We start from the raw sequence: 17,407 nt of genomic DNA, 5'->3' as shown, positions 1-17,407 counted from the left end.
TGCCCCCTCTGCCGCCTTGCTTTGCAATGCGGGAGCCCGGTGTCCCGGGTTGTGGCATATGCCTATTCTTGAAATGCCTGCGGTTTTTGGCCGCAGGCATTTTTGCTGTCAGAGATGCTGAACGGCGATTTCACCGAGCAGCACGGCGGCAATCACCAGCATCAGCGTGCCCGACAGGCGCGAGACGGCAAGCGCGGCGGCGGGGCGCGAGCGCAGCACGCTTTGCGAGCCCCAGCCCACGCCGAAGTAGACCACGGCGCAACTGGCTGCATGGACGGTGCCCAGAGCCATGATCTGCGCAAACACCGGCCAGCTCTCGGCAGGCCGCACAAACTGCGGCAGCAAGGCCAGCAACAGCAACAGCTGCTTGGGGTTGAGGCCGCTGACGCTGGCTCCCTTGACCGTCCAGTGCCAGCGCGTGCCGCTCTCGGCATCGCCGGCGCTGCCTATGGCTGCCGGGCTGCGCCACAGGCCCACGCCCATCCAGGCCAGGTAGAGCGCGCCGGTGGCCGTCAAGGCGGTGAGCAGGGCCGGGTTGCGCGCCACCAGGGCGCCCACGCCTGCAGCCACGGCCAGCGTGGCCAGCAGCGCGCCGCAGGCCAGGCCCAGCGTGGCGGGCAGCACCAGCCGCCGGCCACGCAGACCGGCCGAGATCACATAGGCCCAGTCGGCCCCGGGCGTGAGCACCAGAAGAAAGGAGACGGCCCAGAAGGCGGTCAAGGCGGCGTAGGACACGAAATTCCCTCGAAAAGCGTTGATGCCGAGAGAATATGGAAGAGGAGAGAGAATGTGCTCTCAATATTCGCCGCATATCGGCTTGAAATTGGAAGAAACTGCCTCGTGAACTCGCTGGATCGAAAAATTCTTGCTGCGCTCGAAAACAATGGCCGCCTCACGGTGACCGAGCTGGCCGAGCAGGTGGGCCTGAGCCTGTCGCCCTGCCACCGGCGTGTGCGTGCGCTGGAGGAATCGGGCGTGATTCGCGGCTACCGCGCCGAGCTGGACCCCGCGGCGCTGGGGCTGGATTTCTCGTCCCTGGTCTTTGTCACGCTCAAGGACAGCAAGTCCGTGCCTGCGTTCGAGGACGCCGTGGCCCGGCTCGACAATGTGGTGCAGGCCCAGCGCCTGTTCGGCGATCCCGACTATCTGCTGCAGGTCGTGGTGCGCGATCTGCCTGCCTACCAGCGGCTTTATGACGAGCAGCTGACCCGGCTGCCCGGCGTGCTGCGCATGACTTCCACGCTGGTGATGAAGCATGTGGTGATCAACAGGCCGCTGACGTCTGCGATGGAATAAGCCATGAAAAAAGCGCCTGTGACGCGAATCACAGGCGCTTTGGTACAGCTGATTTTGCTCCATATTTCAGAGCGTCTGGCGCTTGTCCTTTAATGTCTTTCAGTTTGAATGGCTTCAAAACTTATATGAGGGAAGCGCTGCAAGCTCCTGAATCGGGAGCTTCGGAGCTCAGGAGCCCAGCTTGAGCGAGCCCTTCATGAGGGCCGAGTGACCGGGGAAGGAGCAGAAGAAGGCATAGTCAGTGCCAGCCTTGAGCTTGCTCGCATCGATATCGAACTTGGTAGTCTCGCCGCCACCGATCACCTTGGAGTGAGCCAGCACGCGTGCATCGCCGGCCTTCACATAGTCGGCGCCAGCACCAGCGGCCATGCCGTCGGTGATCACGGCCTGCATGTCGGCAGCGGTGCTGACCACGATGTTGTGGCCCATGGCGGTCTTGGGCATCTTGCCCACATGCTTGAGAGTCACGCTGAACTTCTTGCAGGACTTGGGCACATCGATGCTTTTGACATTGAACTGCATGGCATCGTTGCTTTCAACGACGGCTTCGCAGCCTGCCGCCATGGCGGGTGCGCTCAGGGCACCGACTGCACACAGGGCCAGGGTCATCAGGATCTTCTTCATTGGCTATTCCTTTTCCTAAAAGCGAAACGGGAACCGCTGTGGCCTTGTCGCCCTCCAGGTTCCGCAGTTCATTCTTTCGGAAACCTGCCCAGCCGGCTCAGTACAACTCATGCTCGCATGGGTTGTACTGTTGCACCTTGCGCTAACTCAATTCGCCGAACATGCGTGCGTTCACTGCCTTGCAGGTCGCTGCCGGCGTTGCTTGCGCGCTTCAGATCGCCATGTCGTAACCAATGGTGATGGGCGCGTGGTCCGAGAACTTCTCGCCCTTGTAGATGGACTCGGTGCGGGCCAGGGCCGCGATCGCCGGTGTGGCCAGGTGGTAGTCCAGTCGCCATCCCACGTTGTTGGCATAGGCCTGGCCCCGATTGCTCCACCATGTGTAGCAGGCATCCGTGGTGTCGGGCTGAAGCTGACGATAGACGTCGACCAGACCGCCGCTGGCCTCGGTCTTGTGCAGCAACTTGCTCATCCAGTCACGCTCTTCGGGCAGGAAGCCGCTGTTTTTCTGGTTGCCGCGCCAGTTCTTCAGGTCTTCCTTCTGGTGCGCGATATTGATATCGCCGCAGAGCACGAAGTCGCGCTCGGCCTTGAGGTGCATCAGGTGGCTGTGCATCTTGGCGAGAAAGCGGAACTTGGCCTCCTGGCGCAACTCGCCCGAGCTGCCGCTGGGAAAGTAGGCGCTGATGACGGAGAACTTGCGGCCTGGCGTGTCGAAGCGGGTTTCGACATAGCGGCCCTCGGCGTCGAACTCTTCGATATCGAAGCCCACGACCACATCGCTGGGCTCGTGGCGGGTATAGACGCCCACGCCCGAATAGCCCTTCTTCTCGGCAAAGTGGAAGTAGCCCTTCATGCCGGCCAACACCTCGAAGCGCCCGGCCATATCCGAAGCCTGGGCCTTGATTTCCTGGACGCAAATACAATCCGGCGCAGTGGCTTCGATCCAGGCTTCGGCGCCTTTGGTCGTGGCAGAGCGGATACCGTTGAGGTTGAGGCTGGTTAATTTGAACAAGGATGAATCCATGGTGGTGAGTGAGAAGCCAATGGGCGGTGCAGACCGTCTGGCGCAGGATTTTGTGCAGTTTGCCGTCGATGCGGGCGTGCTGCGTTTTGGCGAATTCAAGACCAAGGCCGGGCGCATCAGCCCGTACTTCTTCAATGCCGGCCTGTTCGACGATGGCGCCAAGATGGCCCGTCTGTCCGAATTCTATGCAAAAGCCATTCTGGCCAGCGGCATGGAGTTTGATATGGTCTTCGGGCCTGCCTACAAGGGCATCCCTTTGGCAGCCACGGTGGCGGTGGAACTGGCGCGGCAGGGCAAGAACGTACCCTTTGCCTACAACCGCAAGGAAGCCAAGGACCACGGTGAAGGCGGTACTTTGGTGGGCGCTCCCCTCAAGGGCCGCGTGCTCATCATTGACGACGTGATGTCGGCCGGTACGGCCGCGCGCGAGTCGATTGCTATCATCAAGGCGGCCGGTGCCGAGCCGCATGCCGTGGCTATCGCTCTGGATCGTCAGGAAATGGCGACAGAGAATGGCCAGGACGTGCCGCACAGCGCCGTGCAATATGTGCGCAATCAACTGGGCATGCAGGTCTGTGCGATTGCCAAGCTGGCAGATCTGTTGCTTTATCTCGAGCAGCAGGGTGGGGATGCCGGCCGCGAGCATCATGAGCGCGTGCTGGCCTACCGTCAGCGTTATGGTGTTGAAGACAAGGAATAAACACGCCAATGAAGCAGGCCTTGCATGCAAAACTGAGTTTGTATGTGGTAGCTACCGTCTGGGCAGGCGCCATGCCGGCTCAAGCCCAGGCCCCAGCCAATAGCGGCGGTATCTACGCCTGCACGGATGCCAATGGGCGGCGCATCACGGCCGACAGACCTATTGCCTCCTGCGTCGATCGCGAGCAGCGTGTGCTTGGTACCACGGGCGTCGAGTTGCGCCGCGTGGGCCCCACGCTGACCGATCAGGAGCGCAGTGCACAGGAGGCCAAGCGCCGCCAGGACCAGGCCGAGCAGCAACGCCTGCGTGAGGAGCGCTCGCGTGACCGTGCGATGCTGGCGCGCTTCCCCAATCAGGGCGTGCATGACGCCGCCAGAGCCGAGGCCATTGCCCAGGTCAACGATGTGATCGGCGTGGCCCAGCAGCGCCAGGTCGATCTCAAGGAACGCCGCCGCAAGCTCAATACCGAGCTGGAGTTCTATCAGAACGACCCGAAGAAGGCTCCCGCTAATCTGCGCCGCCAGCTGGACGACAACACGGAATCTCAGGCCGAGCAGCAGCGCTTCATCAAGCAGCAGGAAGAGGAAAAGCAGCGCATCAACCAGCGCTTCGATGCCGAGCTGCAGCAGCTGCGCAAACTATGGGCTGATCTGCAGCCGGCCGCAACGCGCTCGCACTGACGGCTGTGCCTTCAGTCTTCGTGGCCGTCTTTGTGCATGGCCATGACCCGACCCAGCAGCAGGGTCGCAATCCAGGCCACTCCGGCGATGATCAAGGGCATCTGCACCAGCAACGGTGCCTGAGCCATGAGCATCAGCGCATCGGCTTGCCACAGCGCCCCATAACCCTTGAACAAACCATAGGCCAGCCATAGCAGCAGGCCTGCGCTGGCAATGGCGGCCATGTTGCGCATATTGCGGCCGTCACGGCTGCCTGCGGGGATGCGCAGGGCGGTACGCCATAGCCAGCCCACGGCGGCCAGTACCAGCAGCACGCAGGCCGCAACGGACAGCGGCATCCACAACGAAAGAGGAATCAGCGACATGGCGCCGCACTTTAGCCCAGTTGATCCCTGGATGAAAAAGAAAATACCCACCGAAGTGGGCATGCATGAAGGGGCTTGTCAGCGGCTCAGTTTGCGCGCCAGACCACATGGTGGCCCGGCACAGACTGAATGCCCAGCACGGTGGCGTGGTGGGCGAGCAGCTCTTCGAAGGTCTTGGTGATTTCGCTGCTGGCAGTGCTGCCTTCATATTCCGTGGCCACCTGTGTCGCGGTAAAGGAACTGGCTCCAAAGCTTTGCACGATGTTGCGCAGCTTGTCGAGGTTTGGGGTGAACACGGCGTCCATGGCAGCAACTCCTTTTCGGGCAATCAAACCAGTACTGCCCATAGTTTATCCAGCAGCCCGTGTCAGGCAAGAGGGCCTTTGCCCGCATGGCTATTGATTGATGGAGAGCAAGGTGCGAATCACGTCGGAGCGCGTGATGACGCCGACCAGGGTCTTGCCTCGCAGCACGGCAATGAACTGCACGCTGTGCGATGCCAGCTCGTGCAGCAGATCGCCCATGGGTGTGTCTTCCTGCACACTCATCTCTGGTGCGCGCATCAGTTCCTGGGCTACGGATTGCACTTTGGATGGCCGGCTGCGCAGGCGCTGCCAGAGGTTTTGCTGCTGGCGCGCGCGGTGATCCTGCCAGAGCCAGTCGAACAGGTCGGCGCGCAGCACGCGGCCAATCAGCTCACCTTGCGCATCGACCACGGGAAGGCTTTTGATCAGATGGCGGTGAAACAGCTCGGCGACCTCTTCGAGCGGAGTCTGCGGGCTCACGGTCAGGAGCTTGGCGGACATGACGGTGCCGCAGTTCACGCTGGACAGCCGGCGCTTGATGGCTTCCTCCTCGGCGGCAGCCAGCAGCTCGCCCAGATCCTCGGGTGTCAGGTTGTAGCTTTGCTCGAAGCGCTGCAACAGCTGCTCCAGATCCTGCTCGCTCAGCGCCAGGCGCGTGGTGGGGCGCTGGGTCTTGGCCGCTTGATGCGGCTGGTGCAGGTAGGGACGGCCGCAGGCGCGGTGGTAGAGCACTCCGACTGCTGCAAGGACGCCTGAGAGCACGGCCATGGGAATCAGCAGATGCCAGCCCAGTGGCGCCATCTGGGCCGCAGCCAGTACCGTCAGCAAGGCCACGGCGCCACCCGGCGGGTGCAGGGCACGCAGCAGCAGCATCAGGGCAATGGCTCCTGCCACGGCCAGCGCGGCCAGCGAGGTCTGGGACAGCGTGGGAAACGCCCAGAGCAGCAGCAAGGTATAGAGTGCAGGCACGGTGTTGCCGACGACACAGTTCCAGGGCTGGGCCAGCGGGCTGCTGGGCACGGCGAAGACCAGCACGGCGGTGGCGCCCAGCGGTGCGAACAGGAACAGGGTGTTGGGAAAGAAATGCTCGACCAGCCCCACCAGAATGCCGGCCAGCGCCAGACCCAGACCTGCGCCGATGCTGGCGCGGATCAGCTCTTTCCAAGAAGGGCGCGAGGCCACCGGCCCCAGGCGCTGCCACATTGTTTGCATGACGGACATAGGCTCAGGCTACGGGGCGCAAATTTGATAGCTGCTCCCGCAATGTTGTATTGATTAATGCGGCAATTCTGTCAAAAAAAGCTCCACAGGGTGAGTTGTGGAGCTTTGGCGGGATTGGCGCCGCTTCAGGCGGTTGCGGCGGCTTGAACGGCTCCGGCACTCAGCATTTCGGCCAGCGGCTTGCGGCCCGAGGGCTGCTCGCGCTCGCGCAGATCGTCGGGCAGAGTGGCGGCATCGGCGCGGCGGCCCACGGCGATCACGCATTCGGGCACCAGATGCTCGGGCAGGTTCAGCACCTTGCGGGCTTCATCGGCAGAGAAGCCGCCCATGGCGTGGGTGGCCAGACCCATGGCATGGGCCTGCAGCGCCAGATAGCCCCAGGCGCAGCCCGCGTCGAAGCTGTGCTTGGCGGCGGAAGCCTGCCTGTCCGACAGCAGCACGATCAGCGCGCCGCCATTCAGGCACCAGCGGCGGTTGGCTTCGTTGGGGATCTGCGAGAACGCCTGCCAGTTCGCGTCATCGCGCAGGGCGTAGGCAAAGTGCCAGGGCTGCTTGTTGCTGGCCGAAGGCGCCCAGCGGGCGGCTTCCACCAGCTGCTCGATCTGGGCAGCGCTCAGTGCTTCAGGCACAAAGGCGCGCGGCGACATGCGCTCGATGAATTGCGCGTGGACGGGGACGGTACTGCTACGGGTGGTGCTCATGGTGATATCGCTGAACTGAAAAGAAAAGGGCCCGCCTACTGTACAGAGGCGGGCCCGAAACCATAGCGCAAGCTCCGGCCTTTGTGCCGGAGCCGGAAAATCAGGACTTCTGACCCGATTGCGCGCCGATACCGCGCAAATGGCGCTCCATGCGGAACATCACCAGCGCCATCATCACCATCACCAGGCAGGAAATCAGCAGCGTGGCAAAAGCCGTGTCCATGCCCAGAAACTCCCACTTTTCCTCATCGGGGTTGTCGCCGCGCAGCTTGGCGGCCGTGCGGTCGAACGACAGTGTGTAGTTGGTCAGCAAGGTATTGACGATCTGCGGGGCGGACTGCTGCTGCAGCTTCTTGGTCAGGCTTTCGTTGCCCAGCACCTTCTCCAGCGCTACGGGCAGCCCCTTGATGTAGGCCGCATACGAGCCCTCGCCATGCTCCATCTCGGCGGCCTGGGCACGGTCGTTGATTTCGGAGGCCAGGTTCACCGGATCCATCAGCATGGCGTCTTCGCCCGAAGCCTCGGCGGCTGCCGCAATCGCTGCATCGGCTGCAGCATCTGCGGCGGCACGGGCCATGCGGTCCTCGCGGGTCAGCGAGATGCGGCGAGCCGTCCAGGCGGCATCCACTTCGGCAGCGGCCGCGTCGGCAGCCTCCTTGTCGCAGCAGGAGTTTTCACGTGCCTCGCGCATCTTGATCTGGCGGTTGACATCGTCGGCCGAGGGCAGGGCATCGCCCTTGAGCAGGGGGTGGATGGGATCCAGCCCCTGGCTACTGTTTTCCGTTTCTACGCGTTTGCGCGCAGCCGTGTCCCGATAGATGAAACCACGCAGCAGGCCGTCGGCCTTGCGGAAATCCGGACGCAGGGCGGGGTCGGCCAGACGCTTTTCCATGGGCACGGCGTTGCCGAGTACGCTCAGGTCGCGACCGGTCTCTTCTTCCATGTACTTGAGGTCGTAGGGCGCATCCTTCCAGTTCAGCGCCGTTGCGCCGGCAGTGGCGGTATCGGGCTTCTTGGGCTTGTAGTGGTCCCAGATCCAGTGGCCCATGCCAAACAGCACAAAGATGGAAAAGGCGAGCAAGACAAGACGCAGAACTTGAATCAGCAAATCTTCTGCGCGGCGCAAGAGGGTCAGCATAGGCAGCAAATCCTTGTAAAAAGCTTGAGTGGTCTGCACTTTCAACTATGAAATTGGAAGCGCGTGAATGATCGCGATTGTAGGAAGCGAATCGGAAAGTCGTAATTTGTTACAGCTGAGTCGACAAATGCACGCTTCCGTCCTGCCCAGCCCTCGTTTTTGGGCCGGGGACGCCGGTGCTGCTCCTCTTCACTTCATGAAGGGGCGATGCACCCAGATCCTGTAACGGAATTACGAAACCGCTGTAATGGAGTTTTGATGGATCGAGGCTGGATCATGGGTAAGACGTCGCTGGATAAATCGAAGATCAAGTTTTTGCTGCTCGAGGGCATACATCCCTCCGCGCTCAAGGTGCTGCATGACGCGGGCTACACCAATGTGGAGGCACTGACCGGCGCGCTGGACGGCGAGGAGCTCAAGCGCAAGATTGCCGATGTGCACTTTGTCGGCATCCGCTCGCGCACCCAGCTCACGGCCGATGTGTTCGCGGCCGCGCAGAAGCTGGTGGCCGTGGGCTGCTTTTGCATCGGCACCAACCAGGTGGATCTCAACGCAGCGCGCGAGCGCGGTGTGGTGGTCTTCAATGCGCCTTACTCCAACACCCGTTCGGTGGCGGAGCTGGTGCTGGGCGAAGCCATTTTGCTGCTGCGCGGCATCCCCGAAAAGAATGCCGTCTCCCACCGCGGCGGCTGGAAGAAGAGCGCGGAGAATTCCTTCGAGATCCGCGGCAAGACGCTGGGCATCGTCGGCTATGGCTCCATCGGCACCCAGCTGTCGGTGCTGGCCGAAGGCCTGGGCATGAAGGTCATCTTCCACGACGTGGTGACCAAGCTGCCGCTGGGCAATGCCCAGCAGAGCAGCGGTCTCAACGAGCTGCTGGCCCAGTCCGACATCGTCACCCTGCATGTGCCCGAGCTGGCCTCCACCAACGGCATGATGGGGGCTGCCCAGATTGCCGCCATGAAGCCCGGCAGCATTCTCATCAATGCATCGCGCGGCACGGTGGTCGATATCGAGGCGCTGGCGGAATCGCTGCAAAGCGGTAAGCTGCTGGGCGCGGCCATCGACGTCTTCCCCAAGGAGCCCAAGAGCAACAAGGACGAATTCCTGTCACCGCTGCGTGGCATGGACAATGTCATCCTCACGCCGCATATCGGCGGCTCCACCATGGAGGCGCAGGCCAATATCGGTCTGGAAGTGGCGGAAAAGCTGGTCAAGTACAGCGACAACGGCACGACCACATCGGCCGTCAACTTCCCCGAAGTGGCGCTGCCCGAGCACCCCGGCAACAACCGCATCCTGCATGTGCACGAGAATCGTCCCGGCATTCTCTCTGCCATCAACCAGGTGTTTGCCGACAACGGCATCAATATCGCAGGTCAGTACCTGCGTACCGATGAAAAAGTGGGCTATGTGGTGATCGATATCGATGCCAAGTCCTCGGCGCTGGCGCTGGAAAAGCTCGCGCAGATTGCGGGCACCATCCGCTGCCGCGTGCTGTTCTGAAGCCTTGGCCGCTGAACGGAAAAGGAGACCTTGGTCTCCTTTTTTCATGGACCGGCCATTGGCGATGCCAGAAGCTGGCCCGAAGGGGCGCGGCGGACATGGTGTTGCGCGCCGCTGATGCTAGGCTTGTGCCGTTACAGACCCTCCCGCTTGCACAATGAATACACCAATCAAGAGAGAGTTCACCTTTCGTGGCGTGCTGCTTGGCGCGCTCATCACCCTGGCGTTCACCGCCGCCAACGTCTATCTGGGGCTCAAGGTCGGGTTGACCTTTGCCTCGGCGATTCCCGCTGCCGTGATCTCCATGGCGCTGCTCTATCGCTTCAAGGATTCCAACATCCTTGAAAATAATCTGGTGCAGACCCAGGCCTCGGCGGCCGGCACCTTGTCTTCGGTCATCTTTGTGCTGCCGGCGTTGCTCATGCTGGGGCTGTGGACGGGTTTCCCGTTCTGGCAGACGGCATTGATCTGCGCGGCCGGCGGCACACTGGGCGTGCTCTACACCGTGCCCCTGCGCCGCGTGCTGGTGGTGCAGTCCGCGCTGCCCTATCCCGAGGGCGTGGCTGCTGCCGAGGTGTTGCGCGTAGGCGATGAGCAGCGCCATCTCCACGATCCGGAGAACCAGGGCAAGCCACGCAGTTCGGGCTTGCGCGAGCTGGGCTGGGGCACGGGGCTGGCCGCGCTGTTCGGCTTTTTCAGCGGCGGTCTGCGCCTGCTTGGCGATGCCTTCAATTTCTGGATTCCCGCAGGCAGCGTGGCCTTTCGCGTGGCGGCAGGCTTTTCGCCCGCCCTGCTGGCTGCCGGCTATCTGATGGGGGCGGCCGCAGGCATTGCCGTGCTTGTGGGGCTGGCGCTGTGCTGGGGCGTGGTCGTGCCCTGGCTGACGGCCCAGGCTTCTCCTGCGGCCGGCCAGGCGCTCTCCGAGCTGTCCACCCAGCTCTGGGGCAGCAAGGCCCGCTTTCTGGGGGCGGGCGTCATCGGCATCTCGGCGCTGTGGACCGTGGCCACGCTGGCCAAGCCCATTGTCCAGGCGATTCGCAACCAGCCTGCACGCAGCGTCGCCGAGGGTGCCGGTGGCGATGAAACCGACAAGGACATGCCGCGCAGCTGGATGCTGACGATAGGAGCCGCCGCCCTGGGCGTTCTGTTCCTGGTGGTCAATGACTTCATCGCCGGGCATATGCCCGATCTGGCCGCCGGCGCGCGCTACGGCCTGGCGGCCCTGTGCGTGCTGTTCGCGGCCCTGTTCGGCTTTCTGGTGGCGGCGGCCTGCGGCTATATGGCCGGTCTGGTGGGCTCGTCGGCCAGTCCCATCTCGGGTATCGGCATCATCGCCACCTTGCTCATGGGCGTGGCCCTGCTGGCGCTGCATGCCCTGGTGCCGGCCTATACCAGCGCCGTCGCTGGGCAGATGGGCATTGCGCTGGTGCTGTTCATGGTTTCGGCCGTTCTGGCCATGGCTGCGATCTCCAACGACAACCTGCAGGATCTCAAGACCGGCTATCTGGTGGGGGCCACGCCCTGGCGTCAGCAGATCGTGCTCATCATCGGCTGCCTTGTGGGCGCGCTGGTCATACCGCCCGTGCTGGATCTGCTCTACAACGCCTACGGTTTTGCCGGCAGCATGCCGCGTGCCGGCATGGACCCGAATCAGGCCCTGGCCGCGCCGCAAGCCACGCTGATGATGCAGATTGCCAGCGGCATCTTCAAGGGCTCGCTGGACTGGAGCATGCTGGGTCTGGGCGTGGCCGTGGGCATTGTCGTCATCCTGATCGATCTGACCCTGCGCAAGAGCGGCAAGGGTGCGCTGCCACCGCTGGCCGTGGGCCTGGGCATCTATCTGCCGCCCACCATAGGCCTGACGCTGACCATAGGCGCGGTGCTGGGCTGGTGCATTGCCAGAGCCATCAAGGCCTATGCGCAGCGCGGCGGCAAGGACTGGACGGCGGCGGCCGAGGAGCGCGGCCTGCTGCTGGCCTCCGGCCTCATCGTGGGCGAGAGCCTGATGGGCCTGTTGATTGCGGCACTCATAGGCTTCAGCGGCAAGGATGCGCCGCTGGCCCTGGTCGGCGAAGGCTTTGCGCCCGCCATGTGGCTGGGCCTGGCCTATTTCGTGGGCCTGTGTGTGTTCTTTTATCGCCGGGTGCTGCGCAAATGAAGACAGGAAGATTCGACGGGGAACAGGCCGAATACCGCCAGGGCAACTTTGGCTTCGCCCATGAATGGCTGCAGGAGTTCAAGACGCTGGACGAGGTGTTGGAGCGGCTGGACGCGCTGCGTGCCGCCGACCCTGCACATCGCTATCTGTGCACGCTGGACGATGTGAGCCAGTGCAGCTACACCAGCGGCCATGCGAGCCAGGATGAGCGCCTGTATCTGGATGACCCCGAGGACATGGACTGGGAGGACCCGGCGCAGGAGCAGGCCCTGACGCTGGCTTCGCTGCAGCACCGCGTGGCGCAGCTGCAGCGGCCCGAGCTGGTGCAGGACTGGGTGCAGGTCTGCGGCACGCTGCTGCTGGCGGCCGAGGATGTAGATGCCCTGCTGCAGGCCAACGGCAGTCCCGAGGTGCTGCTCGACGAGGTGGTCTATGTCCAGCGTTTGCCCGTGCCCAGCGACGAGCTCATGATTGCGGGCCAGCCAAACGGCTATTTCAGCGCGGACTGGGACAGTTTTCAGAACCACGCTGTCATCCGCCATCTTGCGGTGCAATATGGCTATCGCTTCTTCGGCATGGGCGCCGCATGGATGGGGTTTGTGCGCAGCAGCCTGCCCGATGCGGTGCTGGTCGATCGGCTGATAGAGGATTTGCGCATGCTCTACGGCCAGGGGCAGGGCGAGGTGCGGGAACATGCGGGCTGGGTACAGCTGGCGTCTGTGCTGCTATCTCGGCGTACGCTGATGCTGGGCTATGCCGAGAATCTGGCCGAAGGCATGGGGCTGGATCAGCCGCCCTATGAAAGCGCCATGAAAAGCTGACAAGGCTGGATTCATCACCGCCGGAGCCGGCCATGGGATGCCCGGTTTCAGCGGTGATGGTTTTATAGTGTGCGGGCTACCCCCGCGGCGCAGGCCGCTTTTTGCAACTGAAGGAGAAACCAATGGCAGGTCATTTCGAGTTGAGCAAGAGCAGCGATGGGCAGTTCCGGTTTGTGCTGAAGGCCGGCAATGGCGAGATCATCCTCACCAGCGAGCTGTACAAGGCACGGGCGGCGGCCGAGAGTGGCATTGCCTCGGTGCAGACCAACAGCCCGCTGGCCGAGCGCTATGAGAAAAAGACCGCCAGCAACGGCAAGGAGCATTTCAACCTCAAGGCGGCCAACCATCAGGTTATCGGCACAAGCCAGCTCTATGCCTCGGCGGCCTCGCGCGATGCGGGCATCGAGTCCGTCAGGAAAAACGGCGCGACGACGGTCGTCAAGAATTTGACGGGCACTTGAAACGCATCGCCGGACAGCACCTGCTGGGAGCGTCTGAGGCCTTTCAGGCCGCTTTGTGATGCCCGTCCACGAACTGCTCTATGGCGCTCCAGAAGCCGTTGGCGCGGAAGATGGTCGAGTGATTCGCCAGGGCGAATTCCTGCACCTGCACAGCCTTGTCCCTAAGGCCGTGCAGCAGGGCGTCAGTGCGCTCGGGCTGCACCACCTGATCGCGTCCGGCGCGCAGCACCAGAATCGGCCCATGGTAATTGCGTAGATGCGCGGCAGAGTCGAATGGGTCGCGCAGCAGCAGTTCCACAGGCAGCCAGCCATACATGCCGCGCACCGTGTTCAGAATGCTGTCGAAGGGCGTGATCAGCACCAACTGGTCCGGCTGGCGCAGGTCGGCCACGGCAGCCGCCACGCCCGTACCCAGGCTGCGACCGATCACGGTGATGGGCAGCTCGGGGTGCAGGCGCCTGACCTCGTCGAACAAGGCCGCGGCATCCAGCTCCATCAGCTCTTGCGTGGGCTCGCCCTCGCTGGCGCCGTAGCCGCGGTAGGCCAGCATATAGATATCGCTGTGCGGCAGGCTGCGCGACAGCTGCTGGCGCCGGTGGGCAATGTTCTCGGCATTCCCGCCAAAGTAGATCACCGCATTGCGCGCCTTGCCGTCGGCCGGGTGCAGCTGCCAGCCCCGCAGCAGCACATCGGCGCGCTGCAGCGAGAAATCGGTGCTCTCGGCCGCCACCCGTGTGCCGCCACCCGGAAAAATCATCTGGCGCTGCTGCGCAAACATATAGCTGCAGATACAGATATAGACCGCCAGGCACAGGGCCAGCAGCCAGAGCAGGGGCTTGAGCAGCTTGGAGAACATGGAGCGCAAAGATATGGGGTTTGCGCCGGATTGTGCGCAGATTTGTGTGGGTTTGGTGTGCGCTTTACCTCGGCTTTATGTAAGCGGTGGTTTGAGGAATTGATAGCGGGTGGTGCGAGTGATGTCTACGTTTGGGGCTTGTTTGGCTCGTGGTGATGCTTTAGCTGTTTGCCTGATGTGGCGAGGCTGATTGCATGCCTGCTTTGCTTGCAGAGGGCGGGTCTCGGTCCGCCTGCCGACCGACTTTCTGCTGCCAGAAAGTCGGCAAAGAGCCAGCCCCTACTGCCCCCGTCCCTCCGGCTTCGCCTGCGGGCAACCTGCGCCGTCAAGCTCTTGGGGCTGTGCGGCAAAACTCACTGCGCGCTTGCAGCGCTCCGTTCAAACAGGTTGCCGCAGATTGGATGACGATGCAGTTGCACTCTGCGGTGCAACTGCCAGCCCCAAGAGCCTGCCGTCGCAGGCGTGGGCAAAAGGGGCAATACCGGGAGCGGGCTAGCTTCTTTGTCAAATTGATAGCTGTTACTGCAATCGGAATAAACACTTGAAGCCAATTTCGTCATGGCTCTCGCAGGCCGCACGCTCCCGTATCCACCCGTGTGTCAGCGCCTGCGGCGCGCGGTTCGGGCTGCGGGCATTGGCACCGAAGAGTGCCAATGCATCGTGCTCTGACTTGCGGCAACCTGTTTGAGCGGCGCGCGCAGCGCAAAGCGAGTTTTGCCGCACCGCAGACTGAATGGCGTGACGCAGGTTTGCCCGTAGCGAAGCGTAGGGACGCAGACAGTCGGGGCGCATTCTTGGGGTTACGTTTCTTGTGCGAGCAAGAAAGGTAACTCGCCTGCCGGGGCGAGACCCGGCCTCTGTCGTGTACAACAAAAAAGCGCTTTTTTGATAGCGGCCTACGTTGATGCGATTGAGCTAGAGGCTCATTTGGCTTGAAGTCTCTGTTTTAGCGACATGCCTGATTAGTGGACTGAGGGCGGGTCTCGGTCCGCCATGCCGACTTACTTTCTGCTGCCGGTATGCCGGACCACCAGAAAGTAAGCAAAGAGCCTGACCCTGCTGCCCTCGTTCCTTCGGCTGCGCCTGCGAGGGGAGCAGACACCTAACTATCACGCCCCCGGCAAAAAGTACCCCGCCTTGTGCTGATTCCGACTGCTGCTGACACATAGCTTCAACCGCGCCTCCATGTACTGGCGCACTTCCGAGCGGTCGCACATCTGGGCCAGGTCTTCCCAATAGAGCAGGCTGGTGAAAGAAGGCTTCGCGGACTCAGCCGCGTCGCCCTCGCTCACTTCTGCGGCGCGCGAAGGGGTGGGAACATAAATAGGTCCATTCACCGGGGCGTAGTGCTGCACGGGGCGGCCTGCTGCTTCCTCCTTGCGCCTGGAAGTCAGCACAAAGTAATGCTGGCGGGCGTCTGCCAGATGGGACTTCTTATCGGCGTCGAAGACCTTGTCCAGCCGCTCCAGCCCTTTGGCCACATCGGCGGCGTAAGTCCAGTTGCTCAGGTATTTGGTCTCGATGAACAGAAAGACCTGCCGTGCGGGGTCTGAGATGAGCACATCGGCCAGCTTGCTGCGCAGGCGTTCGTGGCACAGGTAGGCGTGGGTGTCGAAGGAGATATGGGGGGACTGAAGGCCGAGGTCTTCGCGGCCCGTGACTTCCTGGATGTAGCGGTTGAACTGGACGATGCGCTTGGCATAGCCGGCCGTGAATTCGTTGAAAAAGTAACCGGCAAAAAACTTGCTGCAGAGGTTGCGCTCTTTTTCGGATTCGATGAGTGAGGCGTTCGAGAAGATCACTGATTTTTTCCTGGGCGGGCGCCACAGGGCATGGGGACCGAGGACTGGGATGAGCTGCAAGTAATAAGGCCGCAGGCATATGCTGCCTGCGGCCCTGGAGCGTGCTCCCATTATCTGGGGGCAGAGGCACGCCTTGAGGGACGTGCTTGTAACAGAGTTAGGCCAGCTTGGCCTTGAGCAGCTCGTTGACCTGGCCGGGGTTGGCCTTGCCCTTGGACGCCTTCATGACCTGACCGACCAGGGCGTTGAAGGCCTTGTCCTTGCCGGCGCGGTATTGCTCCACGTTGGCGGGGTTGGCGGCGATCACCTCGTCGATGATGGCTTCCAGTGCGCCGGTGTCGTTGGACTGCTTGAGGTCCTTGGCTTCGATGATGGCGTCCACATCGGAGCCTTCACCGGTCCACAGCGCCTCGAACACCTGCTTGGCCGAGTTGTTGCTGATGACATTGCCGTGGATGCGGGCGATCAGGGTGCCCAGCTGCTCGGCGCTGACCTTGACCTGGTCCATGCCGATCTCTTCCATGTTCAGGCGGCGCGAGATCTCGCCCATGATCCAGTTGGACGCCAGCTTGGGCTGGCCGCAGGCCTTGGCGGTGGCTTCAAAGTAGCCGGCCATGGCCTGGCTTTGCGTCAGCGTGGTGGCGTCGTACTCGGGCAGGCTGTATTGCGCTACAAAGCGCGCGGCCATGGCGCGGGGCAGCTCGGGCATCTCGGCCTTGACCTGCTCCACCCATTCGGGTGCCACGACCAGCGGGGGCAGGTCGGGGTCGGGGAAGTAGCGGTAGTCGGCCGCGTCTTCCTTGGTGCGCATGGCGCGGGTCTCACCCGTGTCGGGGTTGAACAGCACGGTGGCCTGCTGGATCTTGTGGCCGTCCTCGATCTGCTCGATCTGCCAGAGGATTTCGTAATCGATGGCGATCTGCATATTCCTGAACGAGTTCAGGTTCTTGATCTCGCGGCGGGTGCCCAGGGGCTGGCCGGGCTTGCGCACGGAGACGTTGGCGTCGCAGCGGAACGAACCTTCCTGCATATTGCCGTCGCAGATGCCGATCCAGGTGACGATCTTGTGCAGCTCCTTGGCGTAGGCTACGGCTTCGGCGGTGGAGCGGATATCGGGCTCGGTCACGATTTCCAGCAGCGGCGTGCCGGCGCGGTTCAAATCGATGCCGGACTGGCCGATGAACTCGTCGTGCACGGACTTGCCGGCATCTTCCTCCAGGTGGGCGCGCACCAGGCGCACGGTCTTGAGGACGTTGTTCTTGCCTTCTTCCAGATAGAAGCTGACTTCACCGCCTTGCACCACGGGGATCTCGAACTGGGAGATCTGGTAGCCCTTGGGCAGGTCGGGGTAGAAGTAGTTCTTGCGCGCGAAGATGGAACGCGGCGCAATCGTCGAGCCCAGCGACAGGCCGAGCTTGATTGCGCATTCCACGGCCTTCTTGTTCATCACCGGCAGCGTGCCGGGCAGGGCAAGGTCAACGGCGCTGGCCTGGGTGTTGGGCTCGGCGCCGAAGGCGGTGCTGGCACGGCTGAAGATCTTGCTGTTGGTCGCCAGCTGGGTATGGGTTTCGAAGCCGATGACGACTTCGTAGCCATTGATTAGTTTCACAGTCATGTTCTTGCTTCAAAAAGTGGGCTGTATCCATGGCGCCGCGCATGAAACTGGCGCGGCCCGATCCAGGGACAGCGAGCAAGGGCCGCCCCGCAGCGAGGCTGTCGTCCCCCTTGAGGGGGAAGGCGCGAAGC

The 17,407-nt window shown here is 62.6% G+C and carries 18 protein-coding genes; 7 read left to right on the top strand and 11 right to left on the bottom strand.

The window, feature by feature from the left end; all coding sequences use genetic code 11:
• Window positions 1–108 precede the first annotated feature (108 nt).
• Window positions 109–735, bottom strand: coding sequence for a LysE family translocator (locus AAIL66_RS21655; RefSeq protein WP_087864106.1), 627 nt, complete (start codon window positions 733–735; stop codon window positions 109–111).
• A gap of 105 nt (window positions 736–840) precedes the next feature.
• Here AAIL66_RS21655 and AAIL66_RS21650 point away from each other — a divergent pair, with 105 nt between their 5' ends.
• The gene (locus AAIL66_RS21650) at window positions 841–1,296 is read left to right on the top strand and encodes an Lrp/AsnC family transcriptional regulator (RefSeq protein ID WP_034380910.1); all 456 of its coding nucleotides are present in this window, start codon (window positions 841–843) and stop codon (window positions 1,294–1,296) included.
• A gap of 168 nt (window positions 1,297–1,464) precedes the next feature.
• On the opposite strand, the gene azu is transcribed toward AAIL66_RS21650, so the two are convergent.
• Entirely contained in the window at window positions 1,465–1,920 is a 456-nt protein-coding gene (azu, locus tag AAIL66_RS21645) for an azurin (protein ID WP_003070364.1), read from the bottom strand.
• A 211-nt stretch (window positions 1,921–2,131) separates the two neighbouring features.
• On the bottom strand, window positions 2,132–2,935 hold the full coding sequence (locus tag AAIL66_RS21640; RefSeq protein WP_034357855.1) for an exodeoxyribonuclease III: 804 nt from the start codon (window positions 2,933–2,935) through the stop codon (window positions 2,132–2,134).
• Window positions 2,936–2,945: 10 nt separating this feature from the next.
• Here AAIL66_RS21640 and pyrE point away from each other — a divergent pair, with 10 nt between their 5' ends.
• A complete protein-coding gene (gene pyrE, locus AAIL66_RS21635) occupies window positions 2,946–3,647 on the top strand; it encodes an orotate phosphoribosyltransferase (RefSeq protein WP_045839220.1) in 702 nt (233 codons plus the stop codon).
• A gap of 8 nt (window positions 3,648–3,655) precedes the next feature.
• Window positions 3,656–4,327, top strand: coding sequence for a hypothetical protein (locus AAIL66_RS21630; RefSeq protein WP_034357858.1), 672 nt, complete (start codon window positions 3,656–3,658; stop codon window positions 4,325–4,327).
• Window positions 4,328–4,338: 11 nt separating this feature from the next.
• Here AAIL66_RS21630 and AAIL66_RS21625 read toward each other — a convergent pair whose 3' ends face one another.
• From AAIL66_RS21625 to AAIL66_RS21605, 5 genes are all read right to left on the bottom strand, one after another.
• Entirely contained in the window at window positions 4,339–4,692 is a 354-nt protein-coding gene (locus tag AAIL66_RS21625) for a hypothetical protein (protein WP_034380913.1), read from the bottom strand.
• Window positions 4,693–4,778: 86 nt separating this feature from the next.
• Window positions 4,779–4,997, bottom strand: a complete 219-nt coding sequence (locus AAIL66_RS21620) for a hypothetical protein (protein WP_003070377.1) — start codon at window positions 4,995–4,997, stop codon at window positions 4,779–4,781.
• Between the two features lie 90 nt (window positions 4,998–5,087).
• Complete coding sequence (locus tag AAIL66_RS21615) at window positions 5,088–6,209, bottom strand: HPP family protein (RefSeq protein WP_241781237.1); 1,122 nt, start codon at window positions 6,207–6,209, stop codon at window positions 5,088–5,090.
• Window positions 6,210–6,343: 134 nt separating this feature from the next.
• Complete coding sequence (locus tag AAIL66_RS21610; protein WP_343497724.1) at window positions 6,344–6,919, bottom strand: nitroreductase family protein; 576 nt, start codon at window positions 6,917–6,919, stop codon at window positions 6,344–6,346.
• Between the two features lie 100 nt (window positions 6,920–7,019).
• Window positions 7,020–8,057 (bottom strand): hypothetical protein, encoded by a 1,038-nt coding sequence (locus tag AAIL66_RS21605; RefSeq protein ID WP_034357916.1) that lies wholly within the window; start codon window positions 8,055–8,057, stop codon window positions 7,020–7,022.
• 276 nt (window positions 8,058–8,333) lie between these two features.
• On the opposite strand from AAIL66_RS21605, the gene serA reads away from it, so the two are divergent.
• From serA to AAIL66_RS21585, 4 genes are all read left to right on the top strand, one after another.
• Window positions 8,334–9,563, top strand: a complete 1,230-nt coding sequence (gene serA / locus AAIL66_RS21600; RefSeq protein ID WP_034357918.1) for a phosphoglycerate dehydrogenase — start codon at window positions 8,334–8,336, stop codon at window positions 9,561–9,563.
• 157 nt (window positions 9,564–9,720) lie between these two features.
• Window positions 9,721–11,721, top strand: a complete 2,001-nt coding sequence (locus AAIL66_RS21595; protein ID WP_343497723.1) for an oligopeptide transporter, OPT family — start codon at window positions 9,721–9,723, stop codon at window positions 11,719–11,721.
• Complete coding sequence (locus AAIL66_RS21590; protein ID WP_343497722.1) at window positions 11,718–12,542, top strand: hypothetical protein; 825 nt, start codon at window positions 11,718–11,720, stop codon at window positions 12,540–12,542. Before AAIL66_RS21595 ends, AAIL66_RS21590 begins: the two co-directional genes overlap by 4 nt.
• Window positions 12,543–12,664: 122 nt before the next feature.
• Window positions 12,665–13,003, top strand: a complete 339-nt coding sequence (locus AAIL66_RS21585; RefSeq protein ID WP_343497721.1) for a YegP family protein — start codon at window positions 12,665–12,667, stop codon at window positions 13,001–13,003.
• 43 nt (window positions 13,004–13,046) lie between these two features.
• Here AAIL66_RS21585 and AAIL66_RS21580 read toward each other — a convergent pair whose 3' ends face one another.
• From AAIL66_RS21580 to gatB, 3 genes are all read right to left on the bottom strand, one after another.
• Window positions 13,047–13,859 carry an alpha/beta fold hydrolase gene (locus AAIL66_RS21580; RefSeq protein WP_343497720.1) on the bottom strand — a complete coding sequence of 271 codons (813 nt, stop codon included), beginning with the start codon at window positions 13,857–13,859 and terminating at the stop codon, window positions 13,047–13,049.
• 1,109 nt (window positions 13,860–14,968) lie between these two features.
• Window positions 14,969–15,661, bottom strand: coding sequence for an excinuclease ABC subunit A (locus AAIL66_RS21575; protein ID WP_343497719.1), 693 nt, complete (start codon window positions 15,659–15,661; stop codon window positions 14,969–14,971).
• 157 nt (window positions 15,662–15,818) lie between these two features.
• Window positions 15,819–17,276 (bottom strand): Asp-tRNA(Asn)/Glu-tRNA(Gln) amidotransferase subunit GatB, encoded by a 1,458-nt coding sequence (gene gatB / locus AAIL66_RS21570; protein ID WP_343497718.1) that lies wholly within the window; start codon window positions 17,274–17,276, stop codon window positions 15,819–15,821.
• Window positions 17,277–17,407 lie beyond the last annotated feature (131 nt).

This window comes from Comamonas sp. F1-6, assembly GCF_039581415.1.
Lineage (GTDB): Bacteria > Pseudomonadota > Gammaproteobacteria > Burkholderiales > Burkholderiaceae_C > Comamonas > Comamonas thiooxydans.
The sequence above is the reverse complement of the archived record's forward strand: the minus strand, read 5'-3'. Positions and strand labels throughout refer to the sequence as shown.

Bases quoted from the DNA above. Each gene is read 5' to 3' on its own strand.
- azu (WP_003070364.1), bottom strand. From the start codon at position 1,920: ATGAAGAAGATCCTGATGACCCTGGCCCTGTGTGCAGTCGGTGCCCTG.
- pyrE (WP_045839220.1), top strand. From the start codon at position 2,946: ATGGTGGTGAGTGAGAAGCCAATGGGCGGTGCAGACCGTCTGGCGCAG.
- AAIL66_RS21630 (WP_034357858.1), top strand. From the start codon at position 3,656: ATGAAGCAGGCCTTGCATGCAAAACTGAGTTTGTATGTGGTAGCTACC.
- AAIL66_RS21625 (WP_034380913.1), bottom strand. From the start codon at position 4,692: ATGTCGCTGATTCCTCTTTCGTTGTGGATGCCGCTGTCCGTTGCGGCC.
- AAIL66_RS21620 (WP_003070377.1), bottom strand. From the start codon at position 4,997: ATGGACGCCGTGTTCACCCCAAACCTCGACAAGCTGCGCAACATCGTG.
- AAIL66_RS21615 (WP_241781237.1), bottom strand. From the start codon at position 6,209: ATGCAAACAATGTGGCAGCGCCTGGGGCCGGTGGCCTCGCGCCCTTCT.
- AAIL66_RS21610 (WP_343497724.1), bottom strand. From the start codon at position 6,919: ATGAGCACCACCCGTAGCAGTACCGTCCCCGTCCACGCGCAATTCATC.
- AAIL66_RS21605 (WP_034357916.1), bottom strand. From the start codon at position 8,057: ATGCTGACCCTCTTGCGCCGCGCAGAAGATTTGCTGATTCAAGTTCTG.
- serA (WP_034357918.1), top strand. From the start codon at position 8,334: ATGGGTAAGACGTCGCTGGATAAATCGAAGATCAAGTTTTTGCTGCTC.
- AAIL66_RS21595 (WP_343497723.1), top strand. From the start codon at position 9,721: ATGAATACACCAATCAAGAGAGAGTTCACCTTTCGTGGCGTGCTGCTT.
- AAIL66_RS21590 (WP_343497722.1), top strand. From the start codon at position 11,718: ATGAAGACAGGAAGATTCGACGGGGAACAGGCCGAATACCGCCAGGGC.
- AAIL66_RS21585 (WP_343497721.1), top strand. From the start codon at position 12,665: ATGGCAGGTCATTTCGAGTTGAGCAAGAGCAGCGATGGGCAGTTCCGG.
- AAIL66_RS21580 (WP_343497720.1), bottom strand. From the start codon at position 13,859: ATGTTCTCCAAGCTGCTCAAGCCCCTGCTCTGGCTGCTGGCCCTGTGC.
- gatB (WP_343497718.1), bottom strand. From the start codon at position 17,276: ATGACTGTGAAACTAATCAATGGCTACGAAGTCGTCATCGGCTTCGAA.